17 protein-coding genes are annotated in these 23,182 nt (G+C 62.0%); 13 read left to right on the forward strand and 4 right to left on the reverse strand.

Features of this window, described 5'->3' with window-relative positions:
- Positions 1-35: 35 nt before the first annotated feature.
- From AC5LXX_RS21035 to tssJ, 9 genes are all read left to right on the forward strand, one after another.
- Positions 36-2,387 carry a type VI secretion system Vgr family protein gene (locus tag AC5LXX_RS21035; protein WP_493412975.1) on the forward strand — a complete coding sequence of 784 codons (2,352 nt, stop codon included), beginning with the start codon at positions 36-38 and terminating at the stop codon, positions 2,385-2,387.
- 4 nt (positions 2,388-2,391) lie between these two features.
- On the forward strand, positions 2,392-4,698 hold the full coding sequence (locus AC5LXX_RS21040) for a hypothetical protein (RefSeq protein WP_493412976.1): 2,307 nt from the start codon (positions 2,392-2,394) through the stop codon (positions 4,696-4,698).
- A 92-nt stretch (positions 4,699-4,790) separates the two neighbouring features.
- Positions 4,791-5,441, forward strand: coding sequence for a hypothetical protein (locus tag AC5LXX_RS21045; RefSeq protein ID WP_493412977.1), 651 nt, complete (start codon positions 4,791-4,793; stop codon positions 5,439-5,441).
- 633 nt (positions 5,442-6,074) lie between these two features.
- Complete coding sequence (locus AC5LXX_RS21050; protein WP_493412978.1) at positions 6,075-6,452, forward strand: hypothetical protein; 378 nt, start codon at positions 6,075-6,077, stop codon at positions 6,450-6,452.
- Between the two features lie 99 nt (positions 6,453-6,551).
- The gene (locus AC5LXX_RS21055; RefSeq protein WP_493412979.1) at positions 6,552-6,812 is read left to right on the forward strand and encodes a PAAR domain-containing protein; all 261 of its coding nucleotides are present in this window, start codon (positions 6,552-6,554) and stop codon (positions 6,810-6,812) included.
- Entirely contained in the window at positions 6,812-8,149 is a 1,338-nt protein-coding gene (locus AC5LXX_RS21060; RefSeq protein WP_493412980.1) for a hypothetical protein, read from the forward strand. Before AC5LXX_RS21055 ends, AC5LXX_RS21060 begins: the two co-directional genes overlap by 1 nt.
- On the forward strand, positions 8,115-11,657 hold the full coding sequence (locus tag AC5LXX_RS21065; protein WP_493412981.1) for an ImcF-related family protein: 3,543 nt from the start codon (positions 8,115-8,117) through the stop codon (positions 11,655-11,657). The genes AC5LXX_RS21060 and AC5LXX_RS21065 overlap by 35 nt, the downstream gene beginning before the upstream one ends.
- Positions 11,654-13,504, forward strand: coding sequence for a type VI secretion system baseplate subunit TssF (gene tssF / locus AC5LXX_RS21070; protein ID WP_493412982.1), 1,851 nt, complete (start codon positions 11,654-11,656; stop codon positions 13,502-13,504). The genes AC5LXX_RS21065 and tssF overlap by 4 nt, the downstream gene beginning before the upstream one ends.
- A gap of 95 nt (positions 13,505-13,599) precedes the next feature.
- On the forward strand, positions 13,600-14,031 hold the full coding sequence (gene tssJ / locus AC5LXX_RS21075; RefSeq protein WP_493412983.1) for a type VI secretion system lipoprotein TssJ: 432 nt from the start codon (positions 13,600-13,602) through the stop codon (positions 14,029-14,031).
- 121 nt (positions 14,032-14,152) lie between these two features.
- On the opposite strand, the gene AC5LXX_RS21080 is transcribed toward tssJ, so the two are convergent.
- The gene (locus AC5LXX_RS21080; RefSeq protein ID WP_493412984.1) at positions 14,153-15,031 is read right to left on the reverse strand and encodes a MurR/RpiR family transcriptional regulator; all 879 of its coding nucleotides are present in this window, start codon (positions 15,029-15,031) and stop codon (positions 14,153-14,155) included.
- 364 nt (positions 15,032-15,395) lie between these two features.
- Here AC5LXX_RS21080 and ggt point away from each other — a divergent pair, with 364 nt between their 5' ends.
- Together ggt and AC5LXX_RS21090 are read left to right on the forward strand one after the other, a co-directional pair.
- A complete protein-coding gene (gene ggt, locus AC5LXX_RS21085; protein WP_493412985.1) occupies positions 15,396-17,147 on the forward strand; it encodes a gamma-glutamyltransferase in 1,752 nt (583 codons plus the stop codon).
- Between the two features lie 158 nt (positions 17,148-17,305).
- On the forward strand, positions 17,306-18,634 hold the full coding sequence (locus AC5LXX_RS21090; protein ID WP_493412986.1) for a dicarboxylate/amino acid:cation symporter: 1,329 nt from the start codon (positions 17,306-17,308) through the stop codon (positions 18,632-18,634).
- Between the two features lie 2 nt (positions 18,635-18,636).
- Here the strand turns inward: AC5LXX_RS21090 and AC5LXX_RS21095 are convergent, their stop codons facing one another.
- Together AC5LXX_RS21095 and AC5LXX_RS21100 are read right to left on the reverse strand one after the other, a co-directional pair.
- Entirely contained in the window at positions 18,637-19,026 is a 390-nt protein-coding gene (locus AC5LXX_RS21095; protein WP_493412987.1) for a DUF3331 domain-containing protein, read from the reverse strand.
- A 54-nt stretch (positions 19,027-19,080) separates the two neighbouring features.
- The gene (locus AC5LXX_RS21100) at positions 19,081-20,373 is read right to left on the reverse strand and encodes an NAD(P)/FAD-dependent oxidoreductase (protein ID WP_493412988.1); all 1,293 of its coding nucleotides are present in this window, start codon (positions 20,371-20,373) and stop codon (positions 19,081-19,083) included.
- Positions 20,374-20,522: 149 nt separating this feature from the next.
- On the opposite strand from AC5LXX_RS21100, the gene AC5LXX_RS21105 reads away from it, so the two are divergent.
- A complete protein-coding gene (locus AC5LXX_RS21105; RefSeq protein ID WP_493412989.1) occupies positions 20,523-21,176 on the forward strand; it encodes a TetR/AcrR family transcriptional regulator in 654 nt (217 codons plus the stop codon).
- Between the two features lie 235 nt (positions 21,177-21,411).
- On the opposite strand, the gene soxR is transcribed toward AC5LXX_RS21105, so the two are convergent.
- A complete protein-coding gene (soxR, locus tag AC5LXX_RS21110) occupies positions 21,412-21,891 on the reverse strand; it encodes a redox-sensitive transcriptional activator SoxR (RefSeq protein ID WP_493412990.1) in 480 nt (159 codons plus the stop codon).
- An 82-nt stretch (positions 21,892-21,973) separates the two neighbouring features.
- Here soxR and AC5LXX_RS21115 point away from each other — a divergent pair, with 82 nt between their 5' ends.
- The gene (locus AC5LXX_RS21115) at positions 21,974-23,176 is read left to right on the forward strand and encodes an efflux RND transporter periplasmic adaptor subunit (RefSeq protein ID WP_493412991.1); all 1,203 of its coding nucleotides are present in this window, start codon (positions 21,974-21,976) and stop codon (positions 23,174-23,176) included.
- Positions 23,177-23,182: the final 6 nt, after the last annotated feature.

Consider the following 23,182-nt stretch of genomic DNA (forward strand, 5'->3'; position numbering starts at 1 on the left):
TGTGCCGGCGTAAAACCTCTCGTTCAACGGCAACCATGCGAACCATTCAGGATGTACTGAAGCACCCCAATTCGGTCGTTACCCAACCACTGCATCTCGAGATCGCGGTGCTCGATGTGCCGGTCTCCGTTCTGTCGTTCGTTCTGACCGAGGAAATGAATACGCGATTCCTCGCGGACATCATCGTGACCTCGCAGGACAAGCGGATCGACGGTGCGACGATTGTGGGCCAGCCGGCGGTCTTCACGATCGAGGAACACGCTGCCGTGCCGTCGATGGCGGCTGTGATCGATCCGGTTCGGCATGCGGCGCGTACCGTGCACGGCGTCGTAACGCAATGGACTCGCGTCAAAACGTCTCGCGACGAAGCAACCTACCAAGTCTATCTGAAGCCGCGTTTCTCGCTGCTTGAAGAGGTGCACGACTCGGCCGTATTGCTGGACAGGTCGTTTCGCGAGCTGCTGAGCGACATGATCGTCGATCGCGACTTGTTCCAATCCTTCGACGTCGAGTTCGAGCTGGAAGGGCTCGATGGGAAGCTCGAGCAAACCGTGATGTACGAAGAGACGGTCGCGAACTTTATCGACCGGCACTGCCGGCGCGCGGGCGTCTATTACTACTTCAAGCAGGCGAAGAAGGAGGACGGCCCGCAACGCGACACGTTGGTGTTCGGTAATACGCCGCAGGGCTATATGCGAGCGCTCGAGGTGCCGTTGCTGCCGCATTCCGGTCTGACGAGTTGGCACGAGGCGATTCTGACGCTGGAAGTCACGCGCGCGCTGGTGCCGCAGACGGTACGCGAATGGGACCGCAACTACCGCGTACCCGACGATCCGCTGCAGGTCGAATCGATCGTGGGCCATGACGATCGCTCGGTCTATGGGAGCGTCAACCGCAGCATCGAGCATTTCCATTCGGTTGAGGAAGGGCAGGCGCTGGCTGACGCGCGGCGTGACGAACTGCTCACGCGGCAAATGCGGCTAACGGGCACGAGTAACGTCATCGGCATGACGCCTGGCATGGTGGTGCGGATCACCAATGACGAGGTGCACGAGGCGCCGCACGGGATGGTGATCACGAAGCTCGTCACGACCGGTAGCCGCAGCCAGTCGGTAGTCAACACCTTCGAGGCGATCCCTGCACATCACACCTACCGGCCTGAATACATTCCCGAAAAGCATTGGCGATGGATCGCCGGCATGCTGATCGGTGTGATCGAGTCCGGCGATGACGAGCCGTACGCATGGATGGACGAATATGGCCGTTATCGCGTCAGGCTCCTGTTCACCCGACACAGCGGCAAGCGCGGCACGAACAGCATGCCGTTGCGCGTGCTGCGTACATCCGCGTCGTACCAGGGCGGCCTGCACATCCCCTTGCTGCCGCGGTCCGAAGTACGCGTCGTCGCGACCCAGGGAAATTGCGACCGCCTGCTGATCGCAGGGGCCCTGCATGACCATGCGCGTCGCGACCTCGTCCACGGCAAGGAGGGCTGGTATAGCCGTGCGGTGTTCCGCTCGCCATTGCTCGGCAACAAGTTGCGTTTCGAGGATCTGAAAGACCACGAGGGCCTCCGATTGGCGACGGTGTTCGGGGAGTCGTCGCTCAACATGGGCCATCTGGTCGACAGGGACAAGAACAAGCGCGGCCAGGGCTTCGAATTGACCACGCAGAACTGGGGCACGTTGCGCGCGCCGAAGGGGCTGTTCGTTTCGGCAGACGCAGCAGGAGGATCCGAGACGCCGCATCTCGACATGCCCGCCGCTATCGCGCAACTCAAGGCTGCGTTGCAACACGTAACGGACCTTGCGGCTGCGACGACGCAAGCCAAGGTCGACCCTGCGGACCGTGCGACGCAGGCGGCGCTGCTCGATGGCATGGATCAGCTTCGCGACGCGGGGCTGCTTGCGAGCGCTCCCGGCGGCATGGCATTCGTGACACCGAAATCGATGCAGCACTCGGCGGGCGAGAACGTGATCGTCACCGCAGGGCAGAACATAGACGTGAGCATCGTGAAGCGACTGCGCATGGTCGCGGGTGACCTGATCTCGCTGTGTGCGCACAAGCTCGGCATCAAGATTTTTTCGAAAGGAAAAATCGAGCTTCAGGCGCAAGGCGCTTCGATGGATCTCTTCTCCGACGAGCAATTGCACGTGTCGAGCGCCGACGCGAATGTGCTCGTAAGCGCCAAGACAAGGGCGATGGTGGCTTGCGGCGGCGCGTCGATGTCCATCGAGGACGGCAATGTCGTCTTCAATTGTCCGGGTGAATTTCGCATCAGGGCCGCCTCGTTCGTGTTCGAAGGGCCGCGCCATACGTCCATCCGCTTGCCGCAACTGCCGGTGAGCGACTACTCGCCTAGCTCAAGATACAGTCACACTCGGTAACGACATGATCATCAGCCCGCCCTTTTTGCCCAATGCCGGCCTTGCAGTCCCGACCGGGACGAACCCCGATCAGATGATGGACGCCGTAGACGAGCGCGAATGCGATCACGGCATCTATCCGATCGCCTTCGATCGGCGTTGGCATTGCGGCATGCATCTTCAGCCCGATGAGAAGGGGGAGGTGTACGCGATCGCCGACGGAGAAGTCGTCGCCTATCGGGTCTGCCAGCATGCGGTCGGCAGCAGCAGCCATACGGGATTTATGTTGCTCAAGCATACGACCGAGACGGGCGAAGGCCGTACGCTGATCTTCTACTCACTTTATATGCATCTGCTGCCGCTGGCGGAATATAGGAAGCACGGTGCGGACAAAGAGCGTTTGCCGGAATTCCTGCGCGAGCCGACTGGCCCGGTAAGCCGGGGGCAGGTGACGCCGGCTGTCTCGGGGGAGAGCAAGAAGGTCCGGCGCAAAGACGTGCTCGGGTGGCTCGGCCAGTATGAGGGCATGCCACATTTGCATTTCGAAATCTTCATGTTGCCGGAAGATTTCGATGCCTACTTCGGGAGCACACAGCTGGATAACAGCACACCCACTTCGCCGAATGGAACGGACTGGTGGGGGCACGCGTATTTCGTCATTCCGGCAGGCAGCAACTTTCGTCGTTTGCCTGAGAAGGCTGATGCTCGCAACAAGTTGCACGGGATTGAATTCAAGCCGGGTCACGAGGGCTCGAATACCTTGCCGTTGCTTGTCGAGACCTACTTCAGCGTCGGCTCGAAATATACCAAGGTCTGGAGTATGGCGGAAGACGGCACCCGCACGCTGCTTACGCCGCAACCCGTCAAGGAAAGGGACTACGAATACGACCTGTACAAGCGTGCGACGGCGCTTTATTCGTCATGTCCGAGCGACGGCTACGAGTTGCTGCGCTTCGGTCGCATCCTGTCACCGTCTCAAACACTGGCGGCGGATGCGCGCGCGACGTGGATGCAGGTCAATTGGGCGGCGGACAAGGCAGGCTACATCGATATCAATGACCCGAGTATCCAGAAGTTTTCCGATGCGGATTTCCTGTCATTTATGGGTTGGCAGAAAATCAGTGAAGGGAACACTCCGTTCGACAGTGACGGAATGTGCGATGTGGCAGCGTTGAAGGAAATACTGAGCGACGCCGCTCCGCACGAGGTACCAGCCGTGGAAGGTGAAACGCTGGAAGCTCACAAGGCGAGAGCGCTTGCAGGGTATGTACAAGGCAACGCCCAGGTACGGCAGCAGTTGCGCCGGCTCATCTGCAGCGCGCCGAGTGAATGGGACAGTACGAACAACGAAGAGCGCTATGCGAGGCTGCTTGACGAAGGTGGCTTCTATCACGGCAATGACAAGGGCTACAACGATTTCATGAAGTATCTGAAGGGGGTTCAGTTTTGGGACAAAACGGGGCTTCCCGCAGGGCAGAAGCTGTGGTTTTTTCATCCGCTTGAATTTATTCGGTGCTTCAGACGATGCGATTGGTTGAGTTTGCGAGATCAGACACAATTGTTGCCTCGTAATTCAATGCCAGATGCCGGCGGGCATATCTCATGGGTGGAGAGTGCAAGGCGTTTTGCAGAGGGAAATGATGATGCTCGCGGGAAATTGCCTCCGCGAATGTGGTTGGCGCTCAATCATGTGTATCGGAAATACGGATTTGGGAACAGTCTTCGGAAGTCTCATTTTCTTGGTCAGATACTTAAAGAAACAGGAGCGCTATGCTCGACAAGAGAAAATGGCGATGCTAGTTATTTCAGAAAAATGTACGAGAGCTACTCCGCGAGCGATGCTTCCTACGATTTTGATCATAAGAAGGCATGGTTGGATAGGCTTGGCTTTTTGAAGGGCCGGGATCGTGCAACGTACATAGCTCAGCGACCAGGAGAGGTTCATAAGAAGGCGGTTGCTGGTGAGAATACACAGCTAGGTGATGGGCCTCGTTTCTGCGGGCGCGGGCTAATTCATTTGACTTGGAGGAGAGGCTATCGTGAGTATGGCGAGTACCGCGCCAAGGATTTTACGAGTGACCCCAATCCACTTCTTATTCAAAGCGATGCGGGAATGGCGGCGGATTCAGCTGGTTATTTCTGGGTTAAGAAGAGTATCAACAAAAAGGCTGACAGGGGGGCTAGTGATCTCGACGTCAAGGCGTGCTTTGGTTCAGTGGGGGGCGCTGGTGGACTGCCGGCACGTCAGCAGTTATTTCGTTATGCATATTTCATTCTTAATGACGCGCCGGATTTCCCGGGGGAAGGAGTTTTGAAGCGTCAAGAGAATTGATTTTTGAGTGGATGTGGATATGTTGAGCCTGTTTGATGTCTTTGGTTTTATGTATTTCGAGGTGTTTTTGGAGTTTGATTTCGAGGGCTATTATGGGTGATAGACGAGTTTTTTCGTTTGGCATCTCACTGGTGTTAATTTCTTTGCTCTTTACGCTTCGATCTCATGCAGCCGACGTTCCGGTCGTCATTCAGAGTGAAATAGAAGCGCGCACAGATGAAAACCATGTGTTGCAGCCACCAATAATTGATGCAGATCCCGCGATGCAGGGGGTGTATATTTATTTTTTAAGAAACACATCTAACGTTCCGGGTTATGGTAAGGATAATAGGCCTTACATGCTTGATGCTCATCTTATTTTTTTAGACAAAAATAAAAATTGGCATGACGTATTGTTTGATCGTTATGTGAAAGATGATGGGGTTCCGGAAATTTCGACCGTATTTTTTGTGAATACGAATCATGATCGAAGGGGTAAGGAGGTTGTTGTTTTAGTGCGCACGCCGCTTAACCATTATGATTATGGTGGAGAATATTACGATGGTTATGTTTACAATTTGACTGGTGATCCTGGAACTGGAGTTGTTTTCGCTGGGCTGCAAAGTGACGCAAGCGCACCTTTTTTAGATCAGTGTGAATGTGGTTTCCGCGATGGGCGCTCAACGCATGCTCGCTATAAGGATGCTGAATCGATTAGAAAAGCGCTTGCGATGAAACATCGTATTTCCCCTGCTGCGAAGTAAGTGATGTTGTGGAGAAATTTAATATGCGTTATCTAAGCGCTGCGGGCAATGGAGATTGCTAGTTTTTATTTTTCACGATACTGGCTGCGCAGTCCCGATTGGAGTGGAACTCGATTCGGCGACGGGGTGACGTTGCTGAATTCGAGTGCGCATATTACCAATGAAGACGATAATGAATATGATGCCAGAGACGGATGCCGTAGCAGCTTCGTCCGAATGTGATAAAGAAAACAGGTCTCAATGCCACTCCCAGAGCAACATGATCTCGGGTGCTGTAATTTTCTTGCTCGGGATGTGTTTTGCTATGAATGACGAAGCATTCGCTCGATCTGGAAATTACGCGGCCTATAACGATTGTAGTACATTTATCTTCGATAACGAGGATGATGATGTGCTGTCTTCTTATAATAATTCATTTGGTAAGCCGGATGAGACTCGTTGGAATAGAGGAAAGCAGTGTGTCGCGCTTCTGTCCACTGGGAATTTAACGCCATTTTTAGGTGCGACAGATGAGTGGGGGAACTGGTTTAACAGCAGGATCGCAATCACGATACATCGCGACGATGACCTACTCTTCCCGGCGTCGATCGGTGTCGCGATAGCCCTGACTATGATGCCTGTTTGGAAAAGGCATTGCTCATCTACAATGGTTTTCACCGTGACGAACGGGAGCGCTGGAGACTTCGCACATACCAACCGGAAAACGGCTTCGGAATCAGTCTCGAACAGTCAATGTCGAACACCATGGACGGAACCATTGAGGGGCCGGATGGCATCACGGTGTTCGGTGTGTGGCGGCGTCCGTATCCATTATCTAGTAGGCCGAAAAAGTGGTGGGTCGCGTTATATGTAATCCGTCATGCATCGTTTGGCTATGTGGTGCTTTCAAATAGACCGAGTAATGGTCCGCCGCTTTTAATTCCACAGGAGGAGTCACTAGATTCATACACGAAAACAATCCCGTTTATCGAAAGACTCGTGAAAATTGTGCAAAGTGTACGTATCAGGTGAGATTTTTAACGTCGGAGATCGGCATATCTAGGGAGAGAACTCGGATTAGATGGGAAGCAGCAAGTCTGAAAAAACCATATTTACCTCGGTAACCAATATATGAAATCTCCCATCCGCAAAGGCGACAAACTCGAACAAGGCGGCGAAGTCACCAATGGCTCACCATGGACGACATTCATGGGCAAACCGCTTGCCCGCAAGGGCGACGAGGCGTTTTGCGAGCGGCATGGCTCGACCGTCATCGACGAAGGCGCCGACAAGTTTCCCGATCGCGACAACAGGCCATTCGCGCTGGACGGCCATCGCTGCGCATGTGGTTGTAAGTTGATCTCGTCGCTGCCGAACGTCCGCTTCGAATAATGCCCGTCGACCTCTCCCAGGCGGGGCGTCCGAGCGCCTATCCGAGCCATCCGCGCTTGTGGCCGTGGTGGTTCTGCATCTGGCTGGCCTGCGCGGTTTCCGGAGCAGCGATTGCCCTGCTGGCCTGGCCGTTGGGTGAACGGGCAGGCAGTCCGTGGTTCTGGTTCTGCGTCGTCGGTATCCCGAACGGGCTTTTCGGCCTTCTGTTCGCGATCGAACGCGCACGCTATGAGGCCATGTGGTACCGCGCATACCACCGCAATCTCCATCGCGATCGATGGCTGGCGGAACGCGTCCGTGTCGCGCAGCAACCGCTTCGAGTGCTTGGTATTGGTTGTTGCTTGCCTTTGAACGACCAGACGCTTGCCCACGCGATCCGCGCCGGCGCGCGTCTGCCGCGATCGCAACAACCTCGCTATGGCGCGGGAGTCGTCGAGCATTGCCGTTTTGATGACCCGCCGGAAATATCCGACGAGGCTGACGACGTCGATGAGATCGATCCGGCCGTCAACAGTGGAGCCGATGCCGCAGCAGATGCGCCACCAAAGCGATTCATTACTCAATTGACGCTCGGGATCGCCGAAGCGCTCGAACCGCTCTCCGCGAGCTTGCAAGCACTCACGCATTACGAACCGACCCACTGGCCGAAAGTGCGCGTGCTGGCCGAGTCCGGCGAAGAAGCTTTGCGCGAGCAGGAAGTGCACGACGCGTTGCAATTGGCCGGTCTGCCGCTGCTTGCGGTGTCAGCCGTACCGGCTTCCCACGGATTGCTTGTCGCAGACGCATGGCGTGACACCCGCGACGCATGCCCGCTGCTCGTAATCGCTACGGCATGGCACGAAGAATGGCCTGTGACCGGCAGCACGGAGGGATGCGTCGCGGTGCTGCTCGATGCGGGCGTCTACCGTCTACCCGAAGGGGTGCCCGTGATGGCGTCCCTGCATCGCCCTGTCGAGGGCAAGCCTGACGAGATCGAATACGGTTTCGCGAATGCCGTGATCTGGGGCGATATCGATTCCGATGCCGTGACGCGTGCCTGGATCACGCGTGCGGTCAAGCGTTGCAATCAGGGACTGCGCATCGCGAACCTGGCGACGCTTGCGAATGGCGACGCGCAATACGACCTCACCTACATCGTGGGGGATTTCGGCAATGCCAGCGGCTGGCTCGCCATCGCAGCCTCAATCGAATGCGGTGCTGTCGACGCGCCGCAACTGATCGTTGATGGCGCGCAGTCCGCCATCATTCATGTGCTTCCCGGTACCCACGGGAAGGAAACCTCGTTGCTTGGACACACTCAGCATGACCGATCCGAAACTGACTTTGCGATCGATTGACTCGGCGCGTGCTGCAGATGCTCCGCCGTCCGGACGCGTTGCGCTCTGGGGCGTGGTGATTGCGGCGTTGATCGTCGCAGCCTTCGCGATCGGCCTTGTATGGGCGCGAGGCGACTTGTTCAATCTCGCACCCGGCGGGGCGCGGATGCAGGTGGTGGTCGTCATCGTCGTTGCGTTGCTCGTCTTCGTTGCCATACATCTCTGCGTGTTTTTTATCGGTGCATACGGGATCGCCGGGCGGATGTTTCGCCGGGATATCGGCGACGCGACGAAGGCGCAGAAGCCGCTGAAACGCGACGCCCGTCTGCAACGCCTGGTCGAGGAACTACGGGTATCGCAGGGTCGGCTCTGGCGATACCGATCACCGTGGCTGATGGTGAGCGGTGCGGACACGTTGGTCGATCAGGTCGCGCCCGGTCTGAAGTGCGCGGGCGTGATGCCGGTCGGCAATGCGATCCTGGTGCACGGGGCACCGGATGGAATCGACGCGGGCGTATGGCGCCGGCAGATCCGTAAGCTGCGGAGCAAACGACCCGTCGACGGTGTTGTGCACGTCACGCACGTGGACGAGCGCGATATTGAATTGCCGCGCGTACTTGCTGCGTTGGCCGCCGACATTGGCTGGGCCGCGCCTGTCACGTTACTGCACGCCGTGCCCGCGCAGGGCGATCGACCCGAGACGTTCGAAGCGATCGGCGCATTTCCGCGGGCGGCATACAACGGGGAGCAGCCGGCGCTGGGCTTGCGCGATCAGCTTGCCGCGATCGAGCGTGGTACGGCGGACGCGGGCGTGCAGCAATGTACAGCGCCTACCCGGATCAGCTATCTAGCCGAAATCTCGCAATACATCGGGACACAGCTCGAACACATCGTTACCGGCTGGCAAGTGCTCCTTGCTTCGCAGTGGCTGCGCGCGCCGCTGGCGGACGTGATGTTTGCCCCCGTATTTACGGCGACAGCGGCGATGCCTACACCGGTGCCGATCGCCGCGGACGCGAGCACAACGGTGACGAACCTGCCGGTCGAATTCCCGCCGCAACCAGCTGCACTGCTACCTGCGTGGAGCGCAATCGCCAGCCGGCGACGTATTGGCCGGCGCATCGGATTCTACTGGCCGGATACGCTGGCGATGGGCGTGACCATTGCGGCGATAGCGTGGTGCGCATGGATGACCGCATCGTTCATCGGCAACCAGCAACTCATGCGCGAAGCGAAGGCGGTAGCGCGCGCAGCGGTCGATGCGCGGTCGCAGACCGCAGCTGCCTGGCGCGCGCAACTGGCGCTACAGCAGTTGATGGAAAAGCTCGAATACCGGCAGCAGCATGGCGCCCCTTGGTACCTGCGGGCCGGCTTGTCGCGCAATGACGATATCCTCGTCAGTCTCTGGCAACCGTACCGAATCGCTGCGACCCGCAACTTGCAGGCGCCTGTCGTGCAAACGATCGGCGAACTGTTGAAGACAGCAGATCAGGCGCGCGCCGATAGCCTGCAATCTCAGGACACGCGTGGTAGTACCTACAACGCGCTCAAGACTTATCTGATGCTCGGTGAACCATCGCGCGCCGAACCCGCATTTCTGAAGGGCATGCTCGTCGCCCTGTGGTCGCGCCCCGTGGAAATGCCGCTCGGCGAGCGTTACGATACCGGCAGGCGCCTTGCAGGCTTCTACGCTAATCACCTGAAAGCGCATCCCGAATGGCGGATTGCGACGGATGACCGCATCGTGACCTCGACCCGCAACATGCTGGTCACGCAATTGGGACTCGCGTCGGCGGACGACACGGTGTACCAACGTATCCTCGACGAAGTCAAAAACAAATACGCCGACGCGTCGCTCGAAACGCTCCTGAATGGCGCCGATGCGCACGGGATGTTCAAGGCATCACAGACCGTCCCGGGGATCTATACGCGTGCGGCGTGGGACGGCATGGTCGCCGCGGCTATCGACAAGGCGTCGCATGAACGCCGGATCAGCGGTGACTGGGTGTTGTCCGGCTCGCAGGCTTCGCAGAGGATCGGTAATACGCTCGTGCAGGGCATGACCCAAACCGCGGCGATCGATGATGAGAAACGTGCTGCCGAGGAACTGAAGCAGCGATTGACGGCCCGGTATTTTGGCGAGTACACGGCGGCATGGCAGCGCATGCTCAATAGCTTGCAGTGGCAACCGACGGCCAACCTCGGTGGCGCGATCGAACAGCTTTCCCGACTGGCGGACGCGCAGACCTCACCGTTGATCGCGCTGATGAAATCCGTGCAATATCAAGCGCAAGCGGGGCGGCCGTCGCAGGCGTTGGCCGACACGCTGGTGAGAAAGGCGCAGAACCTGATCGGGGCTGACGAACAGGCGGGGGCGACCGTCATCAATCCGCTCGACGAGCCGTTTGGTCCGCTGCTGGTGCTGATGGGCGACTCGGGCGGGTCGTCTGCCGCGGAAAACGGGAAGGGCGCCACGCCAGCCGACATCGCGCTAAGCGGTGTGAGCTTGTCTCGCTACCTGACGGCGGTCACGACGATGCGGCTGAAGCTGCAACAGATCGCGAGCAGTCCGGACGCACAGGTAATGGCACGCTCGCTCGCCCAGGCCGTGTTTCAAGGCAAGTTGTCGGAATTGTCCCAGGCGCGCAATGACGCGGCGCTCACGGCCGCGAGCCTGGGTACGGCGTGGGCGGGCTTTGGCGATATGGTGTTTGCGCAGCCGCTTGAAACCGCATGGCAGGCGATCCTGCAACCGGCCGCCGCGAGCCTGAATGACGCATGGCGAGCCGGTGTTGCCGCTCCGTTCAATGCGGCGATGGACGGCCGTTATCCGTTCTTCGATACGCAAGCCGATGCGTCCTTCGCCGAGCTCGGACGCTATGTGCGGCCCGATACCGGATTGATTTCGCGTTTCATCACGACGCAACTGGCCGGCGTGATGAAACTCGAGGGCGACCATTGGGCGCCCAGCGAGCTTGCACCGCAGGCGTTGCAGTTCGCCCCGACATTCCTGAGCGCCGTTCGGCAGTTGTCGATGGTTGGGGCACAGCTCTACCCGCAGGCTGACGCCGGGGAGAAATTCGAGATGATGGCGCTACCGACGCCGAACGTGACGCGATCGGAACTGTTGATCGACGGCGTGCAGATCGTCCATTTCAATCAGCAGGAGCGCTGGTCCCCGCTGGCGTGGCCCGGCAACGGCCTGAACGGGCACGCTAGGCTCACATGGCAGACGCTCGACGCGGGCCTGCGACAGGCATTTGATTCGGCCGGCGATTGGGCATTCCTGCGGCTGCTGAGCGAGGCCGAGATCAAGCCTCTCGATGGCACGCGCTATCGGCTCACGTGGAACACGGGGAGCGTCGAGCCGTTGTCGTACGTGTTGCGTACGCGGGTCGGAGCCGGGCCGATCGATTTGTTGAAACTGCGGGGGTTCCGCATGCCGGATCGCATTTTCATCGTGGGCAAGGCGGGTGCCGTGCCGACGATGCCGCTTTTGCCGCCGCTGCCACCGGATTTCCAGCCATGAGTGAAGACGAAAACAATCCGACGAAGCCTGCAGGGAGCGGTTTCGGTGAAGATGATGATCGATACCTGCGCTACTTCGATGCGGAAATGCGTTATCTGCGCGAGGCGGGGAGGGAGTTCGCGAGGTCCCAGCCACAAAGCGCCCGCCGTGTGGGAATGACGATGCCTGGCGCGCGCCACGACAGCGTCGAGCAGACCTACGAGGGTTTCGCGTTTCTCACGAGCCGGCTGCGGATGAAACTCGACGACGCAGCGCCGGAAATCACCGATCCACTGCTCGATCATCTGTGGCCGCATACAGGCCGCACGATTCCGTCGCTGGCCATCCTCGAGTGTGTGCCGCGCTCCGGCGAGGCGCGGATACTCGATACGTTGGCGCCAGGGTTGCAGGTACGTTCGACACCGGTCGGACCGGCCGGGACGATATGTGTCTATCGAACCACTCGGTCGATACACCTGCTGCCGCTCAACGTGCGTGAAGCGGGCGCGCGCCTGCGCGAGGACGGCCGTACGGTGATCCGGCTCGCGTTCGACCTGCTGCACCGCGAGCAGCGGTTGCTGGACGACCTGTCGCGTATCCGGCTATACCTGCATGGTGACCGGCCGACTGCATCGGCGCTGTACGCGGTTTTCACGCGCCAGGTGGAGTCGATCGGCGTGCGCATGCCGCGCCTGCTCGACGGCCAGCTACAACCACGCCCGACGATGACGATCGAGGCGGCAGGTTTCGGCGCGCAGGCGCGACTGTGGCCGACCGACCTCGATGCACGTGACGTCGATCTCGACCGCGAGCAGACGATGCTCGAATATTTCGCGTTCCCCGAGAAGTTTCACTTCGTGGACTTGTGTGGTTTCGACGCGGCCAGTGTGCCGCCGGGCGAAACACGGCTGGAATTCGAAATCGTGATTCGAGACCGGATCCCCGGTGACGCCACGTTCGGTGCGGACAACATCCGGTTGTTCTGCACGCCTGTGATCAATTTGCTCGAACTGGACGCGCAGGCAATCCGCCCCAATGCGCATGACCGCGACTATCCGGTGCGCGCCCCGGCCTCCGCAGGCGAGAGCGTCGAGCCATACGACGTACTGTCGGTCGTGGCGACCGATCCGCGCACCGCCAGGCAATACCCGTATCAATCGATCAAGGCATTCCGGCACCGCGGCGGGATGATCCGGCACGAGTCGCCGGATCGGTACTATCACGCTTCGATTCGGCAGGGCGTGACGGGCCAGCGCGAGATGGTCGTGACGTTGGGCGGGCATCTGTGGGAGGAAGCAGGCAGCTTACCGGACGGACACGTAACTGTCCGGGTGTTGGCAAACAACGGACGCCTGCCGCGTATGGCGCTGCGTGAATCGACGGTTACCACGCCTGTTTCGACCTTCAATGGTGTCGAGCACGTGCACAATTTGACGGCCCCGACGATGCCGCTGTATCCCCCGCGCGGCGGCGCTTATGACTGGCGGGTGATTTCTCACTTCAACGGGGCCGGCACGACCGAGCTGAACATGATGGACGCGAATGTGCTGCGCGGCGCGCTGTCGTTGTACGACTGGACGCGAGATGACGATAACCGGCGACGCATCGACGCGATTCATCACGTTTGGCTCGATGAGGAAACGGAACTGGTGGGAGCCCGTGTCGACCGTATCGTGAATGTGAACGTGGGTATCGAGCCGTCGGGTTTTGCCGGGCAGGGGGACGTCGCGCTGTTCGGCGACGTACTCAGCCGCTTCGTCGGCCGCTATGCGTGCTTCCATTTTGCGGTGCGGCTCGTTCTGTATGAAGGCGTGGGCGGCCCGAGCCGGCGCTATCCATGCACGATCAAAACGGGAGACTGGCTGTGACACCGCGAGCACATCCGATGATACGAAGCATTCGATTGGCGGCTGCTACTGCGATGACGGTTGCGTTGCTATCTGGCTGCGGTATGTGGCAATCGATGAAAGAGACGACCGCCGGCATGACGCGCGCGATTTTCATCACAAAGGTCAAGCAGATGAACCTCGTGATCGAGAGCCGCGCCGCGCTCAATGAGAACGAGCAGGGACGATCGCTACCGGTCGTGATGCGTGTCTACCAGTTGAAGGATGCGAAGATCTTCGAGAGCACAACTTACGTCTCGCTGCTCGATGACGACAGTGCGTTACTGAGGGCCGGTCTGATCAGCAGCATCGAGACCACGATCGTGCCTGGCGCCACGGTGGAACTGTCCACGCCGATGGCCGCCGACACGCAAGCCGTGGGCGTGGCCGGGTTCTTTCGTGATCAACGTGGCGCCGAATGGCAACTGGTGATTCCGAAGTCGAAGTGGAAGAAGACGGATCCCGTCAAGTTGGTCGTGACGGGCAACCGGATGGAACTGGCGCCCTGAGCGAGGGAATGCGACGGTGGTTGGTACGGTGCGTTACATGTGCGGATTTGCAGTTCGGGATTCATATTGCACACGCCACGAGGTCGAAAGCTGACGCCTGCGCCCGGATGGCGAGCGATCGTCATTCGGGCAGATCGCGCCGGCTCATATCCCATTCGGTTCCGTCCGCATTGAGCCGCTCGATCTTCTCCATCCGCTGCCGCGCTAGCTCCGGCATCTGGTTCGTCACGCCGATCACCAGCGCTTCGGCGAGCGCCAGCGCCGGCACGTTGGTCTGCAGCATCGCGAACGGGCGCCCCTGGATCCGAAGCACGATCTCCGCGAACTCGCTGATCGGGGAGCGCCACTCGTCGGTGATCAGCAGGATCCGCACGCCGAGCCGGTGCGCGGCCCGCGCGAAGCGGATGCTGTCCTTCTGGTAGCGGCGAAGGTCGAAGATCACGAGCACGTCGTCACGCCCCATGTCGGCCAGTGCGACCGACGCGAGATTCACGTTCGGCTCGACGTACTGCACGTGCGGCCGCGTATAGGCGAGCATGAACGAGAACAGCGACGCGAGCGGCGCCGTATAGCGCCCGCCGCCGCAGAACACGCGAATGTCCTGATCGGCCAGCACCGCCACGGCTGCGTCGAACGCGGCCGCGTCGAGCCCTTCGATCGTGGTCGCGAGCGATTCGGACAGCCGCTGGAAGATCGCCGAATGACTGTCGCGCGTGCCCGTTTCCGAATGGAACGCGTCCATCCGCGCGAGCGGTGAATTCATCGCTGTGTCGATCTCGTCGTGCAGCGCTTGCTGGAACGACGAGTAATTCGGAAAACCGATCCGGACGACGAAGCGGAATACGGTCGGGTCGCTCACCTCCGCCTGCTTCGCAAACTGCGCGATGGGGCCCAGCCCGAGACTGGGATAGCGATCCAGCAACGCCTGTGCAACCTTTTGTTCCGACGGCGTGAAGCTATCCATCTGGGATAACAGCAACGCCCTGATGCTCGTCCCCATCGGGCACTCCAGCTCTCTTATCTGTATGACAAACGGCAGACCGCAATCTGCCGACGACTCCACGCATGTTAGCCGATTGACGTATGGCGGGCCGAGTACGTCCCGGTATTAGAGGGACGCATCGCCCTGCTGCCTGCTTCGGTCATCAATGTAATAAAACAAACATACATCGATCGTCGTTTCGATGAGCCATCGCTTCGAATTGAGTGATAACCCTAGTTTTTAACGCAAAAAGGCGAGTGTTATGATCGCGGCCTCGCGGGAATGTATTGTTTATTACATGTCCGGATGCGCTGCGTCGGCACACGATTGCACGGTTGCGCATCCCGGCCCGGCCCGGTTTATTTGTCTGGAGGATTCCGTCATGAGGCGGCTCGTAGTACTCACCCTGTTGTCGGCCATGAGCGTGAGCGCGTTCGCTGCGTCGACCCCCGCGGTCGAAGCGAAGAACGGCATGGTCGTGTCGTCGCAGCACTTTGCGTCGCAAATCGGCGTCGACATCCTGAAGGAAGGCGGCAACGCGGTCGATGCGGCGGTGGCGGTCGGCTATGCGCAGGCCGTGACCAACTCCTGCTGCGGCAACATCGGCGGCGGCGGTTTCATGACCGTCCACCTGGCCGACGGCCGCGACCGCTTCATCAACTTCCGCGAGACCGCGCCGGCCGCGGCGTCCGCGAACATGTATCTCGATGCGGCAGGGAACGTCATTCCGGACGAAAGCCTGTACGGCTATCGCGCGGTCGGCGTGCCGGGCACGGTGGCGGGCCTCGATCTCGCGCAGCGCAAGTACGGCAAGCTGACGCGCAAGCAGGTGATGGCGCCGGCGATCCGGCTGGCGCGCGACGGCTTCGTGCTGACGCGCGGCGACACGGACATCCTCGACACGACGGTCGACCGCTTCAAGAAGGATCCGGAAGCCGCGCGCATCTTCCTGCGCCCGGACGGCACGCCGCTGCAGCCGGGCGACCGCCTGGTGCAGAAGGACCTGGCCCGCACGCTCGAGCGCATCGCGGAGCAGGGGCCCGACGCGTTCTATCACGGCGAGATCCCGAAGATCGTCGAGGCCGCGGCCAAGCGCGGCGGCGGCGTGATCACGGCCGCCGACTTCGCGTCCTATCGCGCGCAGGACATGGCGCCGCTGACGTGCACGTATCGCGGCTACGAGTTCGTGTCGGCGCCGCCGCCGAGTTCGGGCGGCGTGACGATGTGCGAGACGCTGAACATCCTAGAGGGGTATGACCTGCGCAAGCTCGGCTACCAGTCGGCCGCGGTGGTGCACTACATGACCGAGGCGATGCGGCACGCGTACGAGGACCGCAACACGCTGCTGGGCGATCCGAACTTCATCGACAATCCGGTCGCGAAGCTGACGAGCAAGCAATATGCGGCCGAGCTTCGCAAGCAGATCAGCGGTGACATGGCGACCGCATCGGTCGACGTGCAGCCGGGCGTCGGCGTGCACGAGAAGCCGGAAACGACGCACTATTCGATCATCGACCGCGACGGCAATGCGGTATCGACGACCTATACGGTCAACGGCCGCTTCGGCGCCGTGGTGATCGCGCCGGGCACGGGCTTCTTCCTGAACGACGAGATGGACGACTTCACCGTGAAGGTCGGTGCGCAGAACCTGTTCGGCCTCGTGCAGGGCACGCGCAACTCGATCGCACCGGGCAAGCGTCCGCTGTCGTCGATGGCGCCGACCATCGTGAAGAAGGACGGCAAGGTGTTCATGGTGGTCGGCTCGCCGGGCGGATCGCGCATCATCACGATCACGCTGCAGACCGTGCTGAACGTGATCGATTACGGAATGACGCCGCAGGATGCGGTCGATGCGCCGCGCGTCCATCACCAGTGGCTGCCCGACACGGTCTACTACGAGACGCGCGGCCTGTCGCCCGACACGCTCGCGATCCTGCGCAACATGGGCTACAAGATGGTCGAGCAGACGCCCTGGGGCGCGGCAGAGCTGATCATGGTCGGCCTGCCGGGTACCGAAGCGGCGAGCCGCCAGAGTTCCGGCAACGATTCGTCGGTGTCCGGCAACGTGCGCGTCGGCTACGTCTACGGCGTCAACGATCCGCGCCGTCCGGCCGGCTCGGCGATCGGCTATTGACCTGATCGCACCATGCTGAACCGCTGCCGCCGGCGTTCGCGTTTGCGCGAATGCCGTAGCGGCGGCAGCGCGCCCGTTCGCGGACATCCGCGAGCCTGACCGGCGCGCCGCGCGCGCCTTTCATCCGTCAACTCATTCACCGTGCGGTGAATCCCGTCATGAACAAACGAATGTCTGCGGCAGGCTGGATCCTGCTCGCGATGGCGGCCGGCATCCTCATCGGCTACCTGATCTACACGCAGTTTCCGGACAAGCAGTCGGCCGCCGAAATCGCCGGCTACATCTCGCTCGTGTCCGACGTGTTCCTGCGGCTGATCAAGATGGTGATCGGCCCGCTGGTGTTCTCGACGCTCGTCGTCGGCATTGCGCACATGGGCGACGCGTCGTCAGTCGGGCGCGTGTTCGTGAAGGCGCTCGGCTGGTTCGTCACCGCGTCGCTGGTCTCGCTGCTGCTCGGGCTGCTGATGGCGAACCTGCTGCGACCGGGCGAGAACCTCGGCCTGCCGCTGCCGGACATCGGCGCGTCCGCGCATCTCGCGACGTCCAAGTTCACGCTGAAGGATTTCGTCGGCCACATGGTACCGAAATCGTTCGCGGAGGCGATGACGAACAACGAGATCCTGCAGATCGTCGTGTTCTCGATGTTCTTCGGCGTCGCGCTGTCGGCGCTCGGCGAGCGCGGCAAGATTCTCGTCGCCGCGATCGACCAGCTCGCGCACGTGATGCTGAAGATCACCGGCTACGTGATGAAGCTCGCGCCGCTCGCGGTGATGGCCGCGATGGCGTCGACCGTCGCGATCAACGGGCTATCGATCCTGCTGAAGTTCGCGGTGTTCATGGGCGATTTCTACGTGAGCCTCGTGCTGCTGTGGGCCACGCTCGTCGCCGCCGGCCTGCTGTTCCTCGGCCGCCGCGTGTTCAGGCTGCTCGTGCTGATCAAGGAAGCGTTCATGCTGTCGTTCGCGACCGCGAGCTCGGAAGCCGCGTACCCGAAGATCCTCGACGCGCTCGACCGTTTCGGCGTGCGGCGCAAGATCTCGAGCTTCGTGATGCCGATGGGTTATTCGTTCAACCTCGACGGCTCGATGATGTACTGCACGTTCGCGTCGCTGTTCATCGCGCAGGCCTACAACATCCACCTGTCGCTCGGCACGCAGGTCACGATGCTGCTGATCCTGATGCTGACGTCGAAGGGGATGGCCGGCGTGCCGCGCGCGTCGCTCGTCGTGATCGCGGCGACGCTGCACCAGTTCAATATCCCGGAAGCCGGGCTGCTGCTGATTCTCGGTGTCGACACGTTCCTCGACATGGGCCGCTCGGCCACGAACGCGGTGGGCAACTCGATCGCCAGCGCGGTGGTGGCGAAGTGGGAAGGCGCGCTGATGTCGGAATCCGACGCGCTGGCGCATGCCGCGCATCTCGATGCCGAACTGGAACGGCAGAGCAACGATCCGGCCTATGTCGCCGGTCGGGCCACGTCGACCTGACGTCAGTCCGCCAGCGCGTCGTCGATGCACGCCGCGAGCACCATCGCGGCGGCGTTGCCCGGCGTCGAGCCGAGCAATTGCGGCGCATAGACGCTGTCGCCGATCTCGATCGATCGGCCCGACAGCGCGCACACGCCACGCTTGCGGGTCGTGAACAGCCGCCACTTCTGGTAGCCGTAATGCCCGGTGCATGCATCGCACCACGAAATCATCACGGTGTCGGCCGTGGGCCGTTCGAGCACGCTGATGGTCGGCTTGCTCGACGCGTCCCACGACGGCAGCCGGTCGCGCGTGACGCTGCGGCGCCGCGGGACGCCCCACGAAACGGACGGCATGTCGAAGCTGCCGATCGCGGCAACAGTCATGAGCCAGGGCGCTACAGGGTTGTTCATGTCTCTTTTCCTCGAAACGTTTCGTAACGTTACGCGGTGCCGCAACGCGCGGCATCACGACAGGCGGATGCGCGGCTGCACCCAGCCGTTGATCCGTTCGGCGATCCACAGCAGGGTCGCCTTGGAGAAACCGTGCAGCGCCTGCTGGTGCCGCCGGTAGAGCATCAGGTGGCTGAACTGCGCGAAACGCCCCTGGATGAAGCCGCCGCGAAAGAACCCGAACTGCCCGAGCGTGCCGAATGCGTCGTAGTCGCTGATCGACACGAGCGCGCCGAAATCGTGGAACGCGAACGGCGGAATCGGCGTGCCGTCGAGCCACGCGGGCAGGTGCTTCGCGAGATGCTCGGCCTGCTGCGTCGCGACCTGCGCGGTGGGCGGCAGCGGCCGTTCCTGGCCGTCGGGCTGCAGGCTCGCGCAATCGCCGATCGCGAACACGTGCTCGTCGCCCGTTGCCTGCAGCGTGGGTCCGACGACGACCTGGTTCGCGCGGTTCGTGTCGAGTCCACCGAGCGCTTTCATGAAATCGGGCGCCTTCACGCCGGCGGCCCAGACCATCAGGTCCGCTTCGGCAAACGAACCGTCGCCGTAATGGAAACCGTTGGCGTCGGCCGACGTGACGCGCGTCGACGTCAGCACGTGAAAGCCGATCTGTTCGAGGCGCCGCTGCGCCGACGCGGAAATCCTCGGCGGAAACGCATTCAGGATGCGCGGGCCGCTTTCGAGCAGCGTGAGCTGCAACCGCTCGCGCACCGTTTCGTCGCCGTAGGCCTGCGCGACTTCCAGCAGGCGGCTCAGCTCCGCCGCGAGTTCGACGCCCGTCGCGCCCGCGCCGACGATCGCGACGCGGAACGGCTCGTCGCGCGCGATGCTGCGGAACACGCGCATCCGCAACGCTTCGTTGAAGGTCTCGGCCTGCTGCTGGCTGTCGATGAAGTAGCAGTGCTCGCGCACGCCCGGCACGCCGAAATCGTTGGCCTGGCTGCCGAGCGCGAGGATCAGCACGTCGTATTCGAGCTCACGCGCCTCGATCGCCACTTCGCCGTCCTGCGAGCGGATCTCGCCGAGCTGCACGCGGCGGCGCGCGCGATCGAGCCCCTTCAGTTCGCCGGGCTGGTACGTGTAGCCGTGGTCGCGGGCATGGGCGAGGAAGATCACCTGCTGCTGCTGGACGTCGCGCGTGCCGGCCGCGATCGTGTGCAGCATCGGCTTCCAGATGTGGGTCGGACTGCGGTCGACGACGGTGACCTGGGCCCGGCCGGACCGGCCGAGACGCTCGCCCAGGCGGGTCGCGAGCTGCAATCCGGCGATCCCACCGCCGACGATGACGATGCGCGTAGGGGTTGTCATGGATAAATCATCAAGTGATGAATAAGGTATGATCGTAGCGCTTCCCGGCTCCGCGTGTCAACGGAGCAGGGCGAGCCATCCAATTCCGGGGAAATGAAACCGGGGCCCGAACACGGGCATTCGAACCATTCAAAGGGGAGCAGGAAAACGTGGCTGAAGTCACTGAGCGCGAGCCGTCGAAGCGGCGTACGCGCGGGCGGCCGCTGGCGGATGCGTCCGTCGGTCCGGACGTGATATTGCGGGCCGCGCGCCGCACCTTCGCGAAGCGTGGCTACGACGCGACGAGCGTGCGCGAAGTCGCACGCGAACTGGGCATCGACGCGGCGCTGATCGCCCATCATTTCGGCACGAAGGAAACGCTGTGGCTGGCTGTCGTCGAGCAGATCGTCGAGCTGGCCGAGCCGATGTTCGACGCGCTGCGTGCGTTGCGCACGTCGTCGCTGCCGCATCGCGACCGCGTGCGGCGCGCGTTCGAGCTGTGCGTCGATCACGAGTTCGCGGAGCCGGACATCGGCATGTTCTTCTCGACCGCGGCGACCGAGGAGGGCGCGCGGCTCGACCGGCTGCAGGAGCGGATCGTGCGCCCCTATCACGATGCGATGTTGCCACTGCTGACGGAGGCGGTCGAGGCCGGTGCGATCCGCCCGGTCGATCCGAACCTGCTGTTCTTCATGATCGCAAGCGCGATCGGCACCACCGTGTCGTACAGCCACATGATGCTGGAGTACACGTCGCTGCCCACGCGGCCGGAGGCGTTCCGGCATGCCGTGCTCGCGGTCGTGTTCAACCTGATCGCCGTCTGAGCGCCACCGCGCGCGCAACGCGCGCGGTCACGTCGCGGCAACCCGCGCCAGTTCGCTCACCGCGTTTCGCGCGGTCCCGCGCGGCGCATCGACGGGCGGCGACGGCGTGCGGAAAGCGATCTCCGGCTCGGACGCAAGCGGGCTGCCCGCATCATTCAGTTCGCAGAACGTAATGCCATGCCGCTGGCGCGTCGTGTGACGCATACCGCGCCAGCGGTGGGCGCGGGTTCGCCCGTCACTCCGGATCCGCCGGCGGCTTGTCGCCGAGCCAGCGCCGCGCGCCGGGCCCGTTGCGGCCCGCGCGGTCTTCCGGATTGGTCAGCTTGCAGCGCTTCAGCGACAGGCAGCCGCAGCCGATGCATTCGTCGAGGTTGATGTAGAGCCGCTGCAGCTCCTCGATCCGGCTCGCGACGCGCTGCTTCCAGCCGCGCGACAGCCGCTGCCAGTCCTTGTTGCTCGGCGCGGTGTCCTCGGGGAGGCTGACGAGCTGCTCGGCGATTTCGTCGAGCGAATAGCCGATCTTCTGCGCGAACACGATGAACGCGATCAGCCGCAGCACCGCACGCGAATAGTGGCGATGGCTCGAGCCGTTCCGGTGCGACTTGATGAGCCCGCGCGTTTCGTAGAACCGCAGCGTCGACGCCGGCACGCCGCTGCGCGTGGCCACTTCGCGGATCGACATCAGCGGCCATTTCGATTCTTCCGGGGTACCCATGACGTTCTCCGGGGGGAAAGCTTGACTTGAAGTTAACTTCAACTTTTATGCTACGCGGCAGTTTAACCCGTCGCGAGGCACCATGCTTTCCTTATCCCTACGCAGGACGTCGCCTTTGGGCGCCGCCTGCGCACTGTTGCTGGCGTTGTCGGGCTGTCACGACGGCAAAGGCGCATCGTCGGTCCAGCCCCTTCCCGAAGTCGGCGTCGCCACTGCCGCACCGCGCACGGTCCGCCTCGCGGACGAATTCAACGGGCGCGTCGAAGCGGTCGACGCGGTGGAGTTGCGGCCGCGCGTGAGCGGCTATCTGCAGCGCGTGGCCTATAAGGAAGGCGACCTCGTCGCGCAGGGCGCGCTGCTGTTCGAGATCGACCCGCGTCCGTACCGGATCGCGCTCGACCGAGCCAACGCGCAGCAGCAGCGGGCCCGTGCGGCCGCGAGCCTCGCTCAGGTGCAGCTCAAGCGCGTGCAGACGCTGATCGATGCGCATGCGACGTCGCAGGAAGAACTCGACAACGCGCGTGCCACCGCCGAGCAGGCCCGCGCGGATCTGCAGGCCGCCGACGCGGCCGTCGCGGACGCGAAGCTCAACCTCGGCTTCACCGAGGTGCGCGCGCCGATCGCGGGCCGTGTCGGCCGCGCGGTCGCGACCGTCGGCAACCTCGCGCGCGCGGACGACACGCTGCTGACGACCGTCGTATCGCAGGACCCCGTCTACGTGTATTTCGACTGCGACGAGCAGAGCTATCTGCGCTACAACGCGCGCCGTGCCGATCCGAGGCATCGAGCGATCGGCGCGGATCCCGTGCGCGTGGGCCTCGCGAACGAGACGGGCTTCCCGCACGCGGGCACCGTCGATTTCCTCGACAACCGGCTCGACCCGCAAACCGGCACGATCCGGGCGCGCGTGCGGCTGCCGAATGCGGACCATGCGTTCACGCCGGGGCTGTATGCGCGCGTGCAGCTCGTCAGCGGCCGCGACCAGGAAGCGCTGCTCGTCGACGACAAGGCCGTGCTGACCGACCAGGACCGCAAGTACGTGTACGTGATCGGTCCCGGCGACAAGGCGCTGCGCCGCGACGTGACGATCGGCCGCGAGATGGAAGGCGAGCGGATCGTCGAGAAGGGGCTGCAGGCGGGCGATCGCGTGGTCGTCGACGGCGTGCAGCGGATCTACTATCCGGGTGCGCAGGTGAAGCCGAAGGCGCTGCCCGCGCGCGCCGATGCAGGTGGCGGCAACGGCATGCAGGCCGTGGCCGATGCCGGCGCGCCTGCCGCGCAATGACGGGAG

This window comes from Burkholderia torrens, from assembly GCF_984668525.1.